Source organism: Anaerobacillus sp. ABA4_114 (assembly GCF_056159065.1).
Window position 1 is genome coordinate 2,447,022 of the sequence record NZ_JBSWUM010000001.1, and the last position, 13,824, is coordinate 2,460,845.

At 40.5% G+C, this 13,824-nt stretch carries 16 protein-coding genes; 5 read left to right on the forward strand and 11 right to left on the reverse strand.

Annotation, left to right across the window (positions count from 1 at the left end; translation table 11 throughout):
* Positions 1–3: 3 nt before the first annotated feature.
* Entirely contained in the window at positions 4–1,758 is a 1,755-nt protein-coding gene (locus tag ACXAEY_RS12390; RefSeq protein ID WP_270181709.1) for an ABC transporter ATP-binding protein, read from the reverse strand.
* A gap of 310 nt (positions 1,759–2,068) precedes the next feature.
* Positions 2,069–2,617 carry a peroxiredoxin gene (locus ACXAEY_RS12395; RefSeq protein ID WP_270181708.1) on the reverse strand — a complete coding sequence of 183 codons (549 nt, stop codon included), beginning with the start codon at positions 2,615–2,617 and terminating at the stop codon, positions 2,069–2,071.
* A 285-nt stretch (positions 2,618–2,902) separates the two neighbouring features.
* On the opposite strand from ACXAEY_RS12395, the gene ACXAEY_RS12400 reads away from it, so the two are divergent.
* Both ACXAEY_RS12400 and ACXAEY_RS12405 read left to right on the forward strand, forming a co-directional pair.
* A complete protein-coding gene (locus ACXAEY_RS12400) occupies positions 2,903–3,739 on the forward strand; it encodes a mechanosensitive ion channel family protein (protein WP_474812256.1) in 837 nt (278 codons plus the stop codon).
* 62 nt (positions 3,740–3,801) lie between these two features.
* Positions 3,802–4,005 (forward strand): ChaB family protein, encoded by a 204-nt coding sequence (locus ACXAEY_RS12405; RefSeq protein ID WP_474812257.1) that lies wholly within the window; start codon positions 3,802–3,804, stop codon positions 4,003–4,005.
* Positions 4,006–4,040: 35 nt separating this feature from the next.
* Here the strand turns inward: ACXAEY_RS12405 and ACXAEY_RS12410 are convergent, their stop codons facing one another.
* The gene (locus ACXAEY_RS12410) at positions 4,041–4,286 is read right to left on the reverse strand and encodes a YkuS family protein (protein WP_270181705.1); all 246 of its coding nucleotides are present in this window, start codon (positions 4,284–4,286) and stop codon (positions 4,041–4,043) included.
* Between the two features lie 230 nt (positions 4,287–4,516).
* On the opposite strand from ACXAEY_RS12410, the gene ACXAEY_RS12415 reads away from it, so the two are divergent.
* Positions 4,517–5,206: a sulfotransferase family 2 domain-containing protein gene (locus ACXAEY_RS12415; protein ID WP_474812260.1), complete on the forward strand. Its 690-nt coding sequence runs from the start codon at positions 4,517–4,519 to the stop codon at positions 5,204–5,206.
* A 129-nt stretch (positions 5,207–5,335) separates the two neighbouring features.
* Here the strand turns inward: ACXAEY_RS12415 and ACXAEY_RS12420 are convergent, their stop codons facing one another.
* The 3 genes from ACXAEY_RS12420 to ACXAEY_RS12430 form a co-directional block, all read right to left on the reverse strand.
* The gene (locus ACXAEY_RS12420; RefSeq protein WP_474812262.1) at positions 5,336–6,451 is read right to left on the reverse strand and encodes an N-acetyldiaminopimelate deacetylase; all 1,116 of its coding nucleotides are present in this window, start codon (positions 6,449–6,451) and stop codon (positions 5,336–5,338) included.
* Positions 6,452–6,457: 6 nt separating this feature from the next.
* Positions 6,458–7,177, reverse strand: a complete 720-nt coding sequence (gene dapD, locus ACXAEY_RS12425; RefSeq protein ID WP_474812264.1) for a 2,3,4,5-tetrahydropyridine-2,6-dicarboxylate N-acetyltransferase — start codon at positions 7,175–7,177, stop codon at positions 6,458–6,460.
* Positions 7,178–7,274: 97 nt separating this feature from the next.
* The gene (locus ACXAEY_RS12430; RefSeq protein WP_474812266.1) at positions 7,275–8,132 is read right to left on the reverse strand and encodes a LysR family transcriptional regulator; all 858 of its coding nucleotides are present in this window, start codon (positions 8,130–8,132) and stop codon (positions 7,275–7,277) included.
* Between the two features lie 157 nt (positions 8,133–8,289).
* On the opposite strand from ACXAEY_RS12430, the gene ACXAEY_RS12435 reads away from it, so the two are divergent.
* Together ACXAEY_RS12435 and ACXAEY_RS12440 are read left to right on the forward strand one after the other, a co-directional pair.
* Positions 8,290–9,030: a sulfite exporter TauE/SafE family protein gene (locus ACXAEY_RS12435; RefSeq protein WP_474812268.1), complete on the forward strand. Its 741-nt coding sequence runs from the start codon at positions 8,290–8,292 to the stop codon at positions 9,028–9,030.
* Positions 9,031–9,042: 12 nt separating this feature from the next.
* Positions 9,043–9,417, forward strand: coding sequence for a VOC family protein (locus ACXAEY_RS12440; protein WP_474812270.1), 375 nt, complete (start codon positions 9,043–9,045; stop codon positions 9,415–9,417).
* Here ACXAEY_RS12440 and ACXAEY_RS12445 read toward each other — a convergent pair.
* The 5 genes from ACXAEY_RS12445 to ACXAEY_RS12465 form a co-directional block, all read right to left on the reverse strand.
* Positions 9,412–10,932: an MDR family MFS transporter gene (locus ACXAEY_RS12445; protein WP_474812272.1), complete on the reverse strand. Its 1,521-nt coding sequence runs from the start codon at positions 10,930–10,932 to the stop codon at positions 9,412–9,414. The two genes, ACXAEY_RS12440 and ACXAEY_RS12445, sit on opposite strands and share 6 nt — an antisense overlap.
* Positions 10,933–11,034: 102 nt before the next feature.
* Positions 11,035–11,496, reverse strand: coding sequence for a cyclic-di-AMP-binding protein CbpB (gene cbpB, locus ACXAEY_RS12450; protein ID WP_474812274.1), 462 nt, complete (start codon positions 11,494–11,496; stop codon positions 11,035–11,037).
* 106 nt (positions 11,497–11,602) lie between these two features.
* Complete coding sequence (locus tag ACXAEY_RS12455; RefSeq protein WP_474812276.1) at positions 11,603–12,334, reverse strand: SDR family NAD(P)-dependent oxidoreductase; 732 nt, start codon at positions 12,332–12,334, stop codon at positions 11,603–11,605.
* Positions 12,335–12,346: 12 nt separating this feature from the next.
* On the reverse strand, positions 12,347–13,426 hold the full coding sequence (gene corA, locus ACXAEY_RS12460) for a magnesium/cobalt transporter CorA (protein ID WP_474812277.1): 1,080 nt from the start codon (positions 13,424–13,426) through the stop codon (positions 12,347–12,349).
* A 141-nt stretch (positions 13,427–13,567) separates the two neighbouring features.
* Positions 13,568–13,726 carry a hypothetical protein gene (locus ACXAEY_RS12465; protein ID WP_270181694.1) on the reverse strand — a complete coding sequence of 53 codons (159 nt, stop codon included), beginning with the start codon at positions 13,724–13,726 and terminating at the stop codon, positions 13,568–13,570.
* Positions 13,727–13,824: the final 98 nt, after the last annotated feature.

The following is a 13,824-nucleotide window of genomic DNA, read 5'->3' on the forward strand; positions in this document are numbered from 1 at the left end:
TTTTCAAACCGTCTGTCTACTCATAATCTCTTTTTGGTCTTGATACTGAATATCGTAGATACCTCGGTAGTATCCTTCGTTCTCGATCAGTTCATCATGCTTTCCGCGCTCAACGATTTCTCCTTTATTCAGTACAAGGATTTCATCGGCATGCTTCAATGAAGAAATTCTATGCGCGATGATAAAAGTCGTTCTTCCCTTCATCACTTCTTCGAAAGCTTTTTGAATCTTAAATTCCGTTTGCATATCGACTGCACTCGTAGCATCATCGAGAATCAAAATACTTGGATCTGTCAATATAGCTCGAGCGATTGCAATTCGTTGTTTTTGTCCTCCTGAGAGCCCCATTCCACGCTCTCCAAGAACCGTGTCATACCCTTCAGGCAATTCCATAATGAACTCATGCGCCTGTGCACGTTTCGCTGCATCTTGAATTTTCTCGAACGAAACATCAGGATCGCCATAGGCAATATTATCGCGAATTGTTGATGAAAATAAGAACGTCTCTTGAAGCACTACGCCAATATTTCTCCTAAGAGACTTGAATGTATAGTCATCGATCTTTTTACCATCGATCAAGATCTCTCCACTATCTGGTTCATAAAAACGAGCGATCAACTGCGTAACCGTTGTCTTTCCTGACCCCGTTGCACCTAATAAACCAATTGTTGTACCTTTTGGTGCATCAAAAGAAATATCCTTCAACGCCTCGTCATCTTCAGAAGCATACTTGTGCGTCACATGTTTAAACTCAACATGACCTTCTAAACGGTTCACCTCGATGGCACCTTCTTTATCAGAAATATCTTCAGGTTCATCTAAAATTTCAAGTAGTCGTTCACCTGAAGCTTTTGATTGAGAGAAAGTGTTGATGACGAATCCTAAGTTCATGATCGGCCAGATGATGTACCAAACAAGACTAAAGAAAGCAACGAGTTCTCCAGGTCGAAGCTGGTTTTGGAACACGAGATACCCACCATATGATAGTAGGAACACCACACAGAGATTTCCGATAAACTCCATCATCGGGAAGAACTTCGCCCATATATTCGACGTCGTCAAGTAGTTGTCGCGATAGTCCGTATTGCTGTTTACGAACTTACCGATCTCGAAGTCTTCTCTCGATAGCGATTTGACCGTATTGATCCCGCTAATGTTTTCTTGTACCTTCGTATTTAACCTCGCCATCGATTTCCGGATTCCTCTAAATGCTGGGTGAACGTTTTTATCGAAGCGATAAACTGCGATACTGAGGAAAGGGAGCATTCCTAGCGTTACGAGCGCTAACGGAACAGAATAATTGAACATGACGATCAAACTGAATGTGATCAGTAGTAAAAAGTTGATCACTTGTGCGAATCCAAAAGAAAGGAAAAAGCGAAAACCTTCAACATCAGCAGTTAAGCGTGACATTAAATCTCCGGTCTTCGCATTATCATAGTATCGAAAAGGTAAGTACTGAAGCTTTTTGTAAAGCTCTTCTCTTAGTCGATAGACAGCTGTTACCCCAAAGAGATCCCCTAAGTACTGATGAAAGAATGTAGCGATACCCTTAAACAACATAATGCCTATAAATCCAAATGCGAGATAAGGAACCCATTGATACTCCTGACTCAGAATGACGTCATCGATCGTAAATTGCAGGACCATCGGGTATACCACCGTGATTCCGGTTACAAAAAACAATGAGAACACAGACCATAAGAACAACTTCTTATACGGCCAATAAAAATCTTTTAATCTCTTAAACGTATCCAACGCGACACCACCTTTGACTATAAATGAATTGTAAAATTAGTGACAATATACATAATATATCGGATTTCGAAATAAATAACCACCAATTGAGACTATTAAATAAAAAAAACTCCAAGATTTTCTTCTTGAAGATTTTTTACCACTACTAGCATACAAATTGTTCTTTCTATGAAAACAGAGTGAGCACGACACTTAGGCCATTGCACATGTTACATTACGTATAAACTCTTCTTTTTATGACCGATTTTAGTATGATAGTTTAAATAAAAAAACCTCCAGGATCACCTGGAGGTTTTAGGTTTAATCTATATTATACGTTTAGCGTTTCTTGACCTGGTTTCCAGTTTGCTGGGCAAAGTCCACCAGTTTGAAGTGCTTGAAGCACACGAAGTGTTTCATCAACGTCACGGCCAATGTTGTTATGGTTAACAACTGCGTACTGAAGTTCACCTTCAGGGCTGATGATGAATAGTCCGCGAAGTGCTACACCTTCATCTTCAATAAATACGCCGTATTCTTTAGATACTTTATGGTTTGTATCTGCAGCTAGTGGATAGTTTAAATCACCAAGACCATTTTCGTTACGGTCAGTGTTGATCCAAGCTAAGTGTGTATGAATTGTATCAGTAGATACTCCGATTACTTCTGCATCTAGATCGTCGAACTCATCGTAACGGTCACTTAGTGCAGTGATTTCAGTCGGGCACACGAATGTGAAGTCCATTGGATAGAAGAAAAGAACTGTCCATTTGTCGTTCTTCATGTTCTCTTCAAGACTTACTTTACCGAATTCTTTGTTGTTCATAACTGCTTCCATTTCGAAGCGAGGTGCTTGTTTACCTACCATGCGTTCTGCCATGTGTAAATCCCTCCTAGAAAATATCCTGCGGCTTTCGCCCACGTTTGTCATTATAGTACAACCATTTTTTATAGTCAATATTAAGTAATAATTAATTTAATATAATGAATAGGCAACGTACTTCCCTATATTGCCCGTGTATTCTATTTCATAAACATGACATGATAAGTATAACGAAATATTTTTCTTACGTCTTCTATAACACTTCACTTGAACCTTAACGACATTTTTCGCTATACTTTGTCAGTAAGGTATATACCCGTATTTGGTTAAAGGAGGAGAAACATGGATTTTATTGAAAATATCAGCTGGGCAGAATTGCTCGTTGATACTGGACTACTCATTCTACAACTTATCGCAATCTTTATCGTTTATGCGATCGTGAAATCATTAGGAACTCGTTTTATTGAAAAGTCCTTCACTGAAGTAACCACGAAAAAAAATATGAGTCAAAGCAGAGCAGACACATTAAAGAATTTAACGATGAGCATTTTCGCTTATGTATTGATTTTCATCGTTGTGGCGGTCGTGTTCGATACGTTTGGATTCGATATTAAAGCATTGATCGCTGGTGCTGGTATCATCGGTCTAGCAGTTGGATTTGGTGCTCAAGGACTGGTTAGTGATGTCGTGACAGGATTCTTCATCTTACTTGAAAAGCAGATGGATGTTGGCGACTATGTAACAGCAGCTGGATTCGGTGGAATCGTTGAAGAAGTTGGTCTTCGCACAACTCATATCCGTTCTTTTGACGGAACACTTAACTATGTTCCGAACCGTGAGATCAGCTCACTGAGCAACCATTCTAGAGGAAACATGCGCGCCCTTGTCGATATTGGCATTTCATATGATGACAATATTGACGAAGCGATTCGCGTTCTTCAAGATGTGTGTGAAAAGGTTGCCGAGACGAACGATTCAATCGTTGAAGGTCCTAACGTTCTAGGTGTTCAAAACCTTGGTGATTCTGATGTTGTCATCCGCGTTCTCTGTCAAACAAGGAATATGGAACAGTGGGGCGTTGAGCGTCAACTTCGTAAAGAGATTAAAGAAGCATTCGATGCGAACGGAATCGAAATCCCTTTCCCACATCAAGTTTACCTTGAGAAGAAAGAGCAGTAATCGTTTAAGGGTCACTAGCGCTGGGTAAAGTAATGACAAATCGTTTAAGGAGCGTGACGTCATTGCCTTATGATTCGAGAAGTGACCTGCCAGATAAGGTAAAAGATAATCTTCCATCACATGCACAAGATATCTTTAAGGAAGCCTTTAATTCTGCTTCAGAGCAATACGATAACGAGAAGACAGCTTTTAAAGTAGCTTGGAGTGCAGTGGAAGAAAAATACGAAAAAAACGATAATGGCAATTGGGTAAAAAAAGATGATTAACGAGAACCGCCCCCTTCTAGAAGGGGGCGGTTTCTTTATTGCTGATATCTGCTGTCGACTTGCTGACAAACTTGATCAGCTGTCATGCCATCAGCGTTGATGACACTTCCTTGTGTAGTAGCGTCCTGCATTCCCATAACGTTCTGATCCTGACCTGAGATCACACAGCAATCACAGCCGTTTGCATCAGCTTCCTGCTTAAGGGAAACCACTTCATACCCTTTTGCTTGAAGCGCTTGTGCTACGTCAGAAAGCGTATCTTCTACAGCGATTCTTTTCATGCTTTTCACTCCTTCCCCTCTAATGCATTGCGAGTACTAGCATTAGGATGAACTATTTTCGCTAAACTATTCATTGTTTGAACATAAATCATTAGTTTCCGAAAAGAAATATTCGTACCCATAAAATCATAATGCGACCAGAACTGACATTGACCTCACTTTTCCAATTACCTTTGCATACTATAGTTAATAGTCAATAATAGGACTAGCCTTAAAGGAGTTGAGCACTATTGGGCAATCTAAAAAAAGAAGTGGTAATCAACAAGTTAGTCTCACCTCCACTTCCTTTATACGATTCTAATTTCCCAATCCTATTCTTTTGGAGCCCAAAAGGAGGATGTACTTCACTTGCTAAATGGTATTTTTATCACATAGGACTACTTGAAGCGGCCTCGCAATACGAGTCCATTCACTCATATAGAATGAACGAATTTCAAAATCAACCACATTATGAGAAGAATATACTGAAAGCACTAGCTAACGATGAAAAAGATGTCTACAAGCTTGTTCGAGACCCGTTCACGCGTGCAGTGAGCTCATATTTTGCAACGATAACGAATGAAAGCATTATGAGAGTCATCGCACCACACCTTAAAGATGGTATGTCTTTCAAACAATTTCTGTATATTATAAGAAACATCGGTGTTACAAAAGGCGCGATCAACCTCCATATTGCACAACAATACACTGATGGAGAAGAGTTGCTAATAAAAAACTATATACGACTTGAAAACTTCATGAATGAGTTAAAAACGATAGAAAAACAATATAACCTGCCACACTCTCCCATAGAAACGATCGTAAAGTCTCCTCATCACATAACGGATAAGATGAAGAAATATGATGAGAGGTGCTTTGCTGAAGTGAAGATGTCACAATCCTCCTTAAATAAGCCGGTTCCTGACTATCAAAACTTTTAAAATGAAGAAACTATGCAATTAGTTAAAGAAATTTATAAACATGATTTTGTAACATATCAATACAGTCAAACGCTAAAAACGGTTTAAGGCACAAAAAAAACGCCTCGAGGTGATCCTCGAGGCGTCTTATTATCCAAACGTGCTGTCGATATAGTTTGTAAGAACATCGAACGCGACGTCAATCGCATCTTCATCTGGCTTCAAAGTAGAGGAATGCAGTCCTGATTCTGAATCTACTCCAAGCCAAAACATGAACCCTGGTATATCTCGTAAGAAATACCCAAAGTCTTCGCCCGTCATCGCTTCACGACACTCAATCATAGTTATATCGCTTAACTCTCTAGTAACATTCATAAACCTTTCGACTAGCTGCGCATCATTGAACACCTGATAGTAGTTCGAGCCATAATCGATTTTCGCTTCACATTCAAATGAAGCTTCAATCCCTTTGACGATCGATTCAATACGCCTTTTCACAAGCGTCATAGAATCTGCCGAAAGCGATCTGATCGTCCCTTCAAGACGGGAGGTTTCAGCAATAATGTTTTGCTTCGTCCCCCCTTCAATCTTCCCGATCGTAACGACTGCCGAATCGAGGGGATCGATATTCCTTGCAACGATCGATTGAAGCTGTGTAACAAGATGACTGCCTGCAACGACCATATCGCGTGATTGGTGAGGATAAGCAGCGTGCCCGCCCTTGCCGATCAAGTCGATAAATAGCTCTGAAGTGTTTGCGAAGAGCAAACCTGGCTTCGTTGCGACCGTGCCGACTGGATATTCTGGTGCAATATGAAGAGCAACCATTTCATCAGGCTTCCAAGCGTTAAATTCTTCTGAAGCTAACATTGGAAGAGCTCCACCTGGTCCCTCTTCTGCTGGTTGGAAAATAAACAGCAGGTTATCCTTCACACGTTTTACAGCGTAGTGTTCAAGAAGGGTTAACGCGATCGTCATATGAAAGTCATGACCACAGGCATGCATGTATCCTTCATGCTCTGATTGAAACAGGTACCCAGTTTGCTCTTGTATCGGAAGGCCGTCTATGTCAGTACGGTAACCGACCGTTTTAGTCGGGTTACTTCCTTTTACGAGTACTAAGATTCCTGTTTTCCAAGTTTTCACTTCAAGATGCTCTTCGGGCAGCTGTTCGATGAACTGAAGCAGATACTGCTGTGTCTTATATTCCTGAAATCCTATTTCAGGGATACGATGCAGATCTCGTCTTACTGCTCTTCTATTCATATAAAATCAGTCTGCTTTAAGCTGACGAAGCTCTTTTTTGATCTCAGTTTTAGAACGAGTTTGATCATCGATTTCTTTAAGTACTCGTGCTGGAGTACCACCGACGAGCGTGTATTCAGGAACGTCTTCTGTAACGATCGATCCAGCTGCAATCACTGCGCCTTTTCCAACTTTTACGCCTTCAAGGACAACAGCGTTCGCTCCAACGACAACATCATCTTCAATGATAACTGGTGTTGCAGAAGGTGGCTCAATGACACCAGCAAGAACAGCGCCTGCACCGATGTGACAATTCTTACCAACTGTTGCGCGTCCTCCTAGAACAACGTTCATATCGATCATTGTGCCCTCGCCAACAACAGAACCGATGTTGATCATAGCACCCATCATGATAACTGCGTTGTTTCCGATTTCAACTTGGTCACGAATGATCGCGCCAGGCTCGATTCGTGCTTGAATGCCTTTAAGGTCAAGCATTGGAATTGCAGAGTTTCTGCGATCGTTTTCTACAACGTAATCTTCGATGTTAGAAGCTTCGTTTTCAAGAACATGTTTGATTTCTTTCCATTCACCGAAAAGAACGCCAGTATCACCAGTAATAAACGTCTTCGTGTTACTACCGAAGTCGATACCTTCTAGCTTTCCTTTAATATGTACTTTTACAGGAGTTGATTTCTCACTGTTTTGAATAAAGCTAATAATTTCGTTTGCATCCATCATTTTCATGGTTATTCTTCCTCCTTGATTCCAAATAGCTACACGGCTTTGCCGCATGCTTTTCATTTTATCGTACATGATTGTTTTCGTGAAGTCTAATGATTTCCTATCCGTTGAGGAGTTCGAGGAACTTTTCCACCTGTTTTAATTGAAGTGCGGTATCATTCGTTAATAACCACGTATCTCGTTTCAACGCGTTTCCTTCTTTATCTAAAAGAGGGATGCGATGATATTCACTCACATCTTCTGTAATCGAGATCGATGGGAGGATCGCATAGCCGATGCCGTTCAGCGCCATCTGTTTGCACGTTTCGATTTGGTCCACAACGATCGTTTTCTTTGGTGGAGCAAACGATTGCGTTTGCCACCATTCCTGAATCTCTTGATAGTAAGTCGAATCACTCTTGAACTGTATGAACGGTTTCTCAGTTTGCTGAAGCTCTTCTATCGAACGGATCGCAGTGTCGACTAAATATAGTTCATCAGACAAGAGATAATGACTTCTCCCTCTCCAGTCTGGCTTGCCACGAATGATACCGACATGAATATCATCTTCATATAAATATTTTAAAATCTCACTGCTCCACCCTGTTACGAGCGAAATCTTCACACTCGGATAATTCTCAACGAACCTCTTCAATACAGAAGGGAGCCAGTACTGTCCTATAATCGATGCGACTGCTAGTTTTAACGTTCCGTGAACTTCAGAACTCAGCGACGTTAATGCTTCATACACTTTTTCTTCTCTTCTGAGCGTATCGTTTGCAAAATCGATGATTCGCTCTCCTGCAGGTGTTACCGTCAAGCCTTTTTGAGATCTTAGGAAGATCGGTACACCCCAGGCTTTTTCGATGGATTGGAGCCGCTGACTTAGTGCTGGTTGTGAAACGTATAGCCGCTCTGCGGCTCTCCGCATGTTCTTCTCTTCAGCAAGAATCGAAAGAACCTTGTATTCTGTACTCATCTCATCACTCTCCGACGTTTTGTCTACATATTTCTGATATTCGTAATCATAAGTTTTTCTTATGTATTATCATCATTATTATCTATTTTCATTATCACTCTAACAATAATATACTATGGAAGGAGATTCCAATATGAACGAAAAAGGGTGATTCATTATGGAATGGCTATGGTTATTTGGAATCGGACTCATCGCAACATTTATTGGAACATTATCTGGTAGCGGCGGCTTGATCAACTTGCCTGCTATGATCTTACTAGGGCTACCGATTCATTCGATTATTTCTGCTAACAAATTTTCTAACATGTTAAGTTCATTTTCAAGCTTTTTTGTTTTATTAAGAAGAAAAGAGCTAGCGATGAAAGAGGCATTAAAAACAGGTCCTATTGCTTTAGTTGGAGGAATACTTGGTGGCTTGTTTGCTTCTTCCCTCTCCGACGAGGCTCTCCAGCTATTCGCAGGTTCTCTTCTCGTAGCTGCACTCGGGCTATCATTTTTGAAGAAAAAGCAGTCTAGTACAACGTTAAAACAAGTCCCGAAAAGAGCGCTTCCCTTTGTCGGAGTGATCGGGTGGTACGATGGATCATTTGGTCCTGGACAAGCGACGCTTCAAATGCATTTATTTAGACAGAGCGGGCTTTCGTATCTATTTTCAATCGGATTAACGCGTTTTAATACCTTTTTAAGCTGTACAGGCGCTGTTATCGTTTATTCCTTGAGTGGTCATCTAGATATGACGATCGCCATACCGTTAGCCGTCGGTTCCATTACTGGGGCTCAAATTTCAGTAAGAATAGCCGATAAGCTGTCGCTTTCACAGATCGACTGGCTTCTAAGAACGATGACGATCCTATTAATCTTCCAAGTATGCTACAGCATATTCACAAGTCAATTTTAAGGAGTGTTTTATATGAATATCGACTATCGAAGAGTTCATCACATACAAATCTGTATACCTGTAGGCATGGAGAATGAAGCAAGAATGTTTTATAAAGACGTTCTTGGATTTGTGGAGATCGAAAAACCTGAGGCATTGAAGAAAAACGGTGGGTTTTGGCTCAAAGGTGCAGGCATCGAAATTCATATTGGTGTCGAAAAAGATGTTCATCCAAGTAAACGACACCCTGCTTTTGAAGTAGGAAACATTGATGAAGCTCGTGCTAGATTACAACACTTCAATGTTCAGATAAAGGAAGAAACGCAAATCGCTGGTTTCGATAGGTTTACTTTCTACGATCCTTTTAAGAATAGAATCGAGTTCATTCAACCGAAATCCGTCTCATGATCGAGACGGATTTCTTTTGTTCGAGTGCTTTGGCATAAAGATCACAACTGCAAAACTAACAAGAGCTAGTATGCCGATACCGAAATAAACCCATTTTAGAGAAACGGTCAATCCGTTTTGCAAGATTGCTAGCGTAGCAGCCTCAAGATTATTCCTTTTTTCTTCATCAAGAAGCATATTAGCTGAATTGATATCAAGGTCAACATCACGACTTTCAAGATAGTGCTTCAGGCGGCTATTCAAGATTCCTCCTAGTAGTGCTGCACCTACTGCGCTTCCAAGTGTTCGCATAAATACGTTAGAAGCTGTTGCGATTCCACGCTGCTTCCAGGCAACTGAGCTTTGAATCGCAACGATGAAGGTTGTCGATGTTAACCCCATTCCGACCCCAATAAAAAAGGAACCAGTTCCGGCGAAAAATGGTCCAAGCTCTGGCGTCATCATCATGTAGATCGTGGCGCCAATGAGAAGAGAAATGCCTCCTAGGACTGATGTAATACGAAATCCGATTTTGATCACGAGCTTACCTGCTATCGTAGATGCGATCGGCCATCCGATCGACATCGTCGTGAGTGTGAAGCCCGCAACAATAGGCGATCGCTCCATAACCCCCTGCACAAATGTTGGCAAGAAGCTCGAGACACCGATCAAGATGATACCCGTTGTGAATGTTACTGAGTTTGCGAGGGTAATTAAGGGGTCTCTCCAAATTCCAAGTGGCATGATTGGTTCTTTTGCACGCGTTTCAATAAAAAAGAACAACCCTATTCCAAACATTGTCAAAACGATCAGCCCGAGTATCGGCAAAGAAGTCCATTCCCAGTACGTACCACCTTGAATGAGCACGACCATAAGAGCACTAACTGAAACTAGTAGTACGAGCGCTCCTGGATAATCCACTGGTTTCTTCTCTTTACTGATATTTTCATGTAGAAGCATTAGCACCCCAATAAGAGACAATATCCCAAGTGGGATGTTCATCCAAAAAACCCATGACCAATCGATATATGTAACGAAGAGCCCACCGAGAGCAGGTCCCGCAATGGCTGAAATTCCCCATACACTAGCTAAATACCCTTGTATCTTTGCTCTTTCTTCCATTGAGTACATGTCACCTACGATTGTAAGTGCGATAGGCTGAACAGCCCCAGCACCGATTCCCTGAATCAACCGAAAGAGAATGAGTGCTTCCATCGTCTCTGCAAAACCACAAAGTATCGAACCGATTAAAAACACGATGACTCCGAAAGCGTAGATTGGCTTTCGCCCGAAAAGATCTGATAACTTTCCAAATAATAATACCGTAATGGCGGACATAAGTAAGTATGATGAAAATACCCAGCTAAACTTAGAAAAGCCACCAAGATCAGAAACGATTCCTGGCATCGCTGTTGAAACGATCGTTCCTTCTATTGCAGCCATGAACATTCCGATCACAATAGCTGAAAGTACGAGAGGACGATTTGTTTCTTTCTTTTTCACACTGGTTAGAACTTTCTCCGTTAAACTCTTCATAAAGACATCCCCACTAGTTACATCATTTACTAACATTTTACAAGTTATCTCTCGAGCTGAAAATAGAAAAGCCCGGTATATTCATACCGGGTTTTACGTTTATTATGATTCAGATCGCTTAAATGAAGATTCATGAAGATACCTGTTAACAAACTTTAGAAGTGCTCTACGCGTTAAGATGCCTTTAAAGATGTCCTCATCATCCACGACACATAAAAAGGGATGATCGATCGAAAGCTTTAAGCCTTTGAAAAAACCTTCGTTTTCATTGATACATGGAATGTCAGTATTCATAACATCTTCTACAACATAGTCGCTTAACTTCTCAAACTCAATTCTTTCAATTCCAAGAATTGAATCCAAAATAAGCGGTTGACTGATTAAACCTTTCAGTCTGAACTGAGTATCGAGTACAGGAATGGAAGAATAACCAGACTTAATCAAGATGAGCATGGCGTGTTCCAATGGATTTGTTAATTGAACATGAGCCACTTTCTCAGCCGAGATAATCAAATCTTGTATTCCTGTTTCGTACAAATTTGGCAATTCCATATGCTTAGCCATATATAACTTCCCCTCAAGCATGATTCACCCTGTTAATCTTCTTCTATAATGAAGGGTCTTTGTTTATAGTAACATGAATCGTGATTGTCCGTTAACTGCAAACGCTTTAATGTTCATAGATCATTTTTCTAGTCATCCCACCATCGATCACCAAGTTTTCTCCTGTTATAAAGTCATTATCTGGATGCGATAAATAGAGGCACGCTCTCGCAACATCTGATGGTTTTCCAACCCTTCCAGATGGATGCTGATCATGATCGATATCTCTGAGCCCTTCATAATTTGAAACTTCAATCCAGCCCGGACTAATACTATTTACTGTGATGTGATGCTTCGCAAGAGAAATCGCCAGGGCATGCGTCAGAGCAACGATTCCTCCTTTACTAGCAGCATATGCTTCACTGCCAGGTTCAGACATAGACGCTCTGGTTGATGCGATGTTGATAATCGTTGCTTTTTCGTTTCTTTTCATGATTCGTGAAGCAGCTTGAGAACAGAGGAATACACTCCTAAGGTTTGTATCCAAAATCATATCCCATTCCCTCACATCAAGTTCCTCTAACGGTTTAAAAACAGAGACACCTGCATTATTGACCAACACATCGAGCCTGTCATAAACGTGATCGACGTGATTCATCAAAGCTTCGATGGAAGCAGGGTCACTTACATCTGTACGAATAATTTCCCCTTCATTGCCCTCCATCATTCTTAACGTCTCTTCACACCCTGCAACATCTTTATCAGCTAAAATGACGATGCTTCCCTTTTTAGCATACTGAAGGGCAACGCCACGTCCTATTCCATGCCCTGCTCCTGTTACAATGACGACTTCTTTCATTTATAACGCTCCTTAAAACCAATTTTTCTTTTTGAAATACATCACCATAATTCCCGTAATGATGATCATGATGATCCAAACTGCAGGATAACCCCAAGAAAGACTTAGTTCAGGCATATGCGCAAAGTTCATTCCATATATTCCAGCTATGAATGTTAATGGAATGAAGATGGTCGACACGATCGTGAGCACTTTCATGATCTCATTCATCTTCATGCTTAACGTGGAATAATACACATCTAACAATCCATATAGCTGTCCACGGGATGTTTCGACCATATCATTTGCTTGAACGATGTGATCATGAATATCCTGTAAATAAAAAGAAATCGAATCACTGATGTAAGGAACTTTTCTGTTTATCAGTTTGTTAACAACTTCTCTTACAGGCCACACTGTTTTCTTCAATTGTAGAATTGTATTTTTATATTCATTGATGTCCTGTAACGAATGGTTATCAGGGTCCTCCATAATATTTCCTTCTAAATGTGCGATTCGATCATCCATGTCGTCCATAATGATTAAATACTGATCGAAAATCACGTCCATCAAAGAATAAAATAAGAAGTCAGCACCCGATTTCCTTATTTTCCCTTTGTTTTCTTTTAACATTAGTCTTACGGGATCGAACAGATCTCCCTTTTTTTCTTGAAATGTGATCACAGTATTCTTCAATAGTATAAAGCTAACTTGCTCGATATCTAGTTGATCTTGTTCAAGATTTAGCATCTTTACGATTGCAAGGAGGTGGTTTTCAAAGAAATCGATTTTTGGCCTGTGTTCCGTGTTGAGAATATCTTCTGTTGTTAACGGATGGAGTCCGACCATCTTGCTGATTTTATCAATGATTTCTACATTATGTACCCCATTTACATTGACCCACGTAATCTTTTCAGAATCAATTTTTGGTTTAAGATCATCTAACGAAACGTTATGCTGCTCATTTATTTCATGTTCATCAAATTCGATCGCCGAAACAGTAACTTCTTCCTGATGCTCCTCTCCTACATACACAAGTGAGCCTGGTGGCATCCCTTTTTTTTGTGTTCTGTTCCTCATACGCGGTCGTTTGATTCTTCTCCTTAGTCCCACTGTCTTCACCTCACTTCTTTACTAAAGTACCCAAAACAAGAATAACAGAAACCAACTAGCCTTTTGCCCAAAAATAAAAACCCGCATTTGCGAGTTTGTAGTTCTCAATCTTCACTTTACGTTTTTACATAATCTATGTCACTACAGTGCCTTTTCTTTTTTTATGATTTCTCTATAATCCTCCCATAAAAACTCCATGTCATGTTTTGCAGAATCGACCTTAATTCCTCTCCAAATAATCACCATAAATAACCCCAGACCTAAAAACATCGCAACTAGTCCAAGAATCGTTTCAAACACGTTATCTTCCTCCTCTCCTATAACACAATGTATTCTTGTCCATCATGTGAAATGTCAGAAAAGGCTGTAAATTACTTGATTCTTTTTGGAATCTAAGG

Excerpts from the sequence above, each read along its gene's own strand:
- ACXAEY_RS12395 (WP_270181708.1), bottom strand. The coding sequence starts at position 2,617 with ATGGCAGAACGCATGGTAGGTAAACAAGCACCTCGCTTCGAAATGGAA.
- ACXAEY_RS12400 (WP_474812256.1), top strand. The coding sequence starts at position 2,903 with ATGGATTTTATTGAAAATATCAGCTGGGCAGAATTGCTCGTTGATACT.
- ACXAEY_RS12410 (WP_270181705.1), bottom strand. The coding sequence starts at position 4,286 with ATGAAAAGAATCGCTGTAGAAGATACGCTTTCTGACGTAGCACAAGCG.
- ACXAEY_RS12420 (WP_474812262.1), bottom strand. The coding sequence starts at position 6,451 with ATGAATAGAAGAGCAGTAAGACGAGATCTGCATCGTATCCCTGAAATA.
- dapD (WP_474812264.1), bottom strand. The coding sequence starts at position 7,177 with ATGAAAATGATGGATGCAAACGAAATTATTAGCTTTATTCAAAACAGT.
- ACXAEY_RS12430 (WP_474812266.1), bottom strand. The coding sequence starts at position 8,132 with ATGAGTACAGAATACAAGGTTCTTTCGATTCTTGCTGAAGAGAAGAAC.
- ACXAEY_RS12435 (WP_474812268.1), top strand. The coding sequence starts at position 8,290 with ATGGAATGGCTATGGTTATTTGGAATCGGACTCATCGCAACATTTATT.
- ACXAEY_RS12440 (WP_474812270.1), top strand. The coding sequence starts at position 9,043 with ATGAATATCGACTATCGAAGAGTTCATCACATACAAATCTGTATACCT.
- ACXAEY_RS12445 (WP_474812272.1), bottom strand. The coding sequence starts at position 10,932 with ATGAAGAGTTTAACGGAGAAAGTTCTAACCAGTGTGAAAAAGAAAGAA.
- cbpB (WP_474812274.1), bottom strand. The coding sequence starts at position 11,496 with ATGGCTAAGCATATGGAATTGCCAAATTTGTACGAAACAGGAATACAA.
- ACXAEY_RS12455 (WP_474812276.1), bottom strand. The coding sequence starts at position 12,334 with ATGAAAGAAGTCGTCATTGTAACAGGAGCAGGGCATGGAATAGGACGT.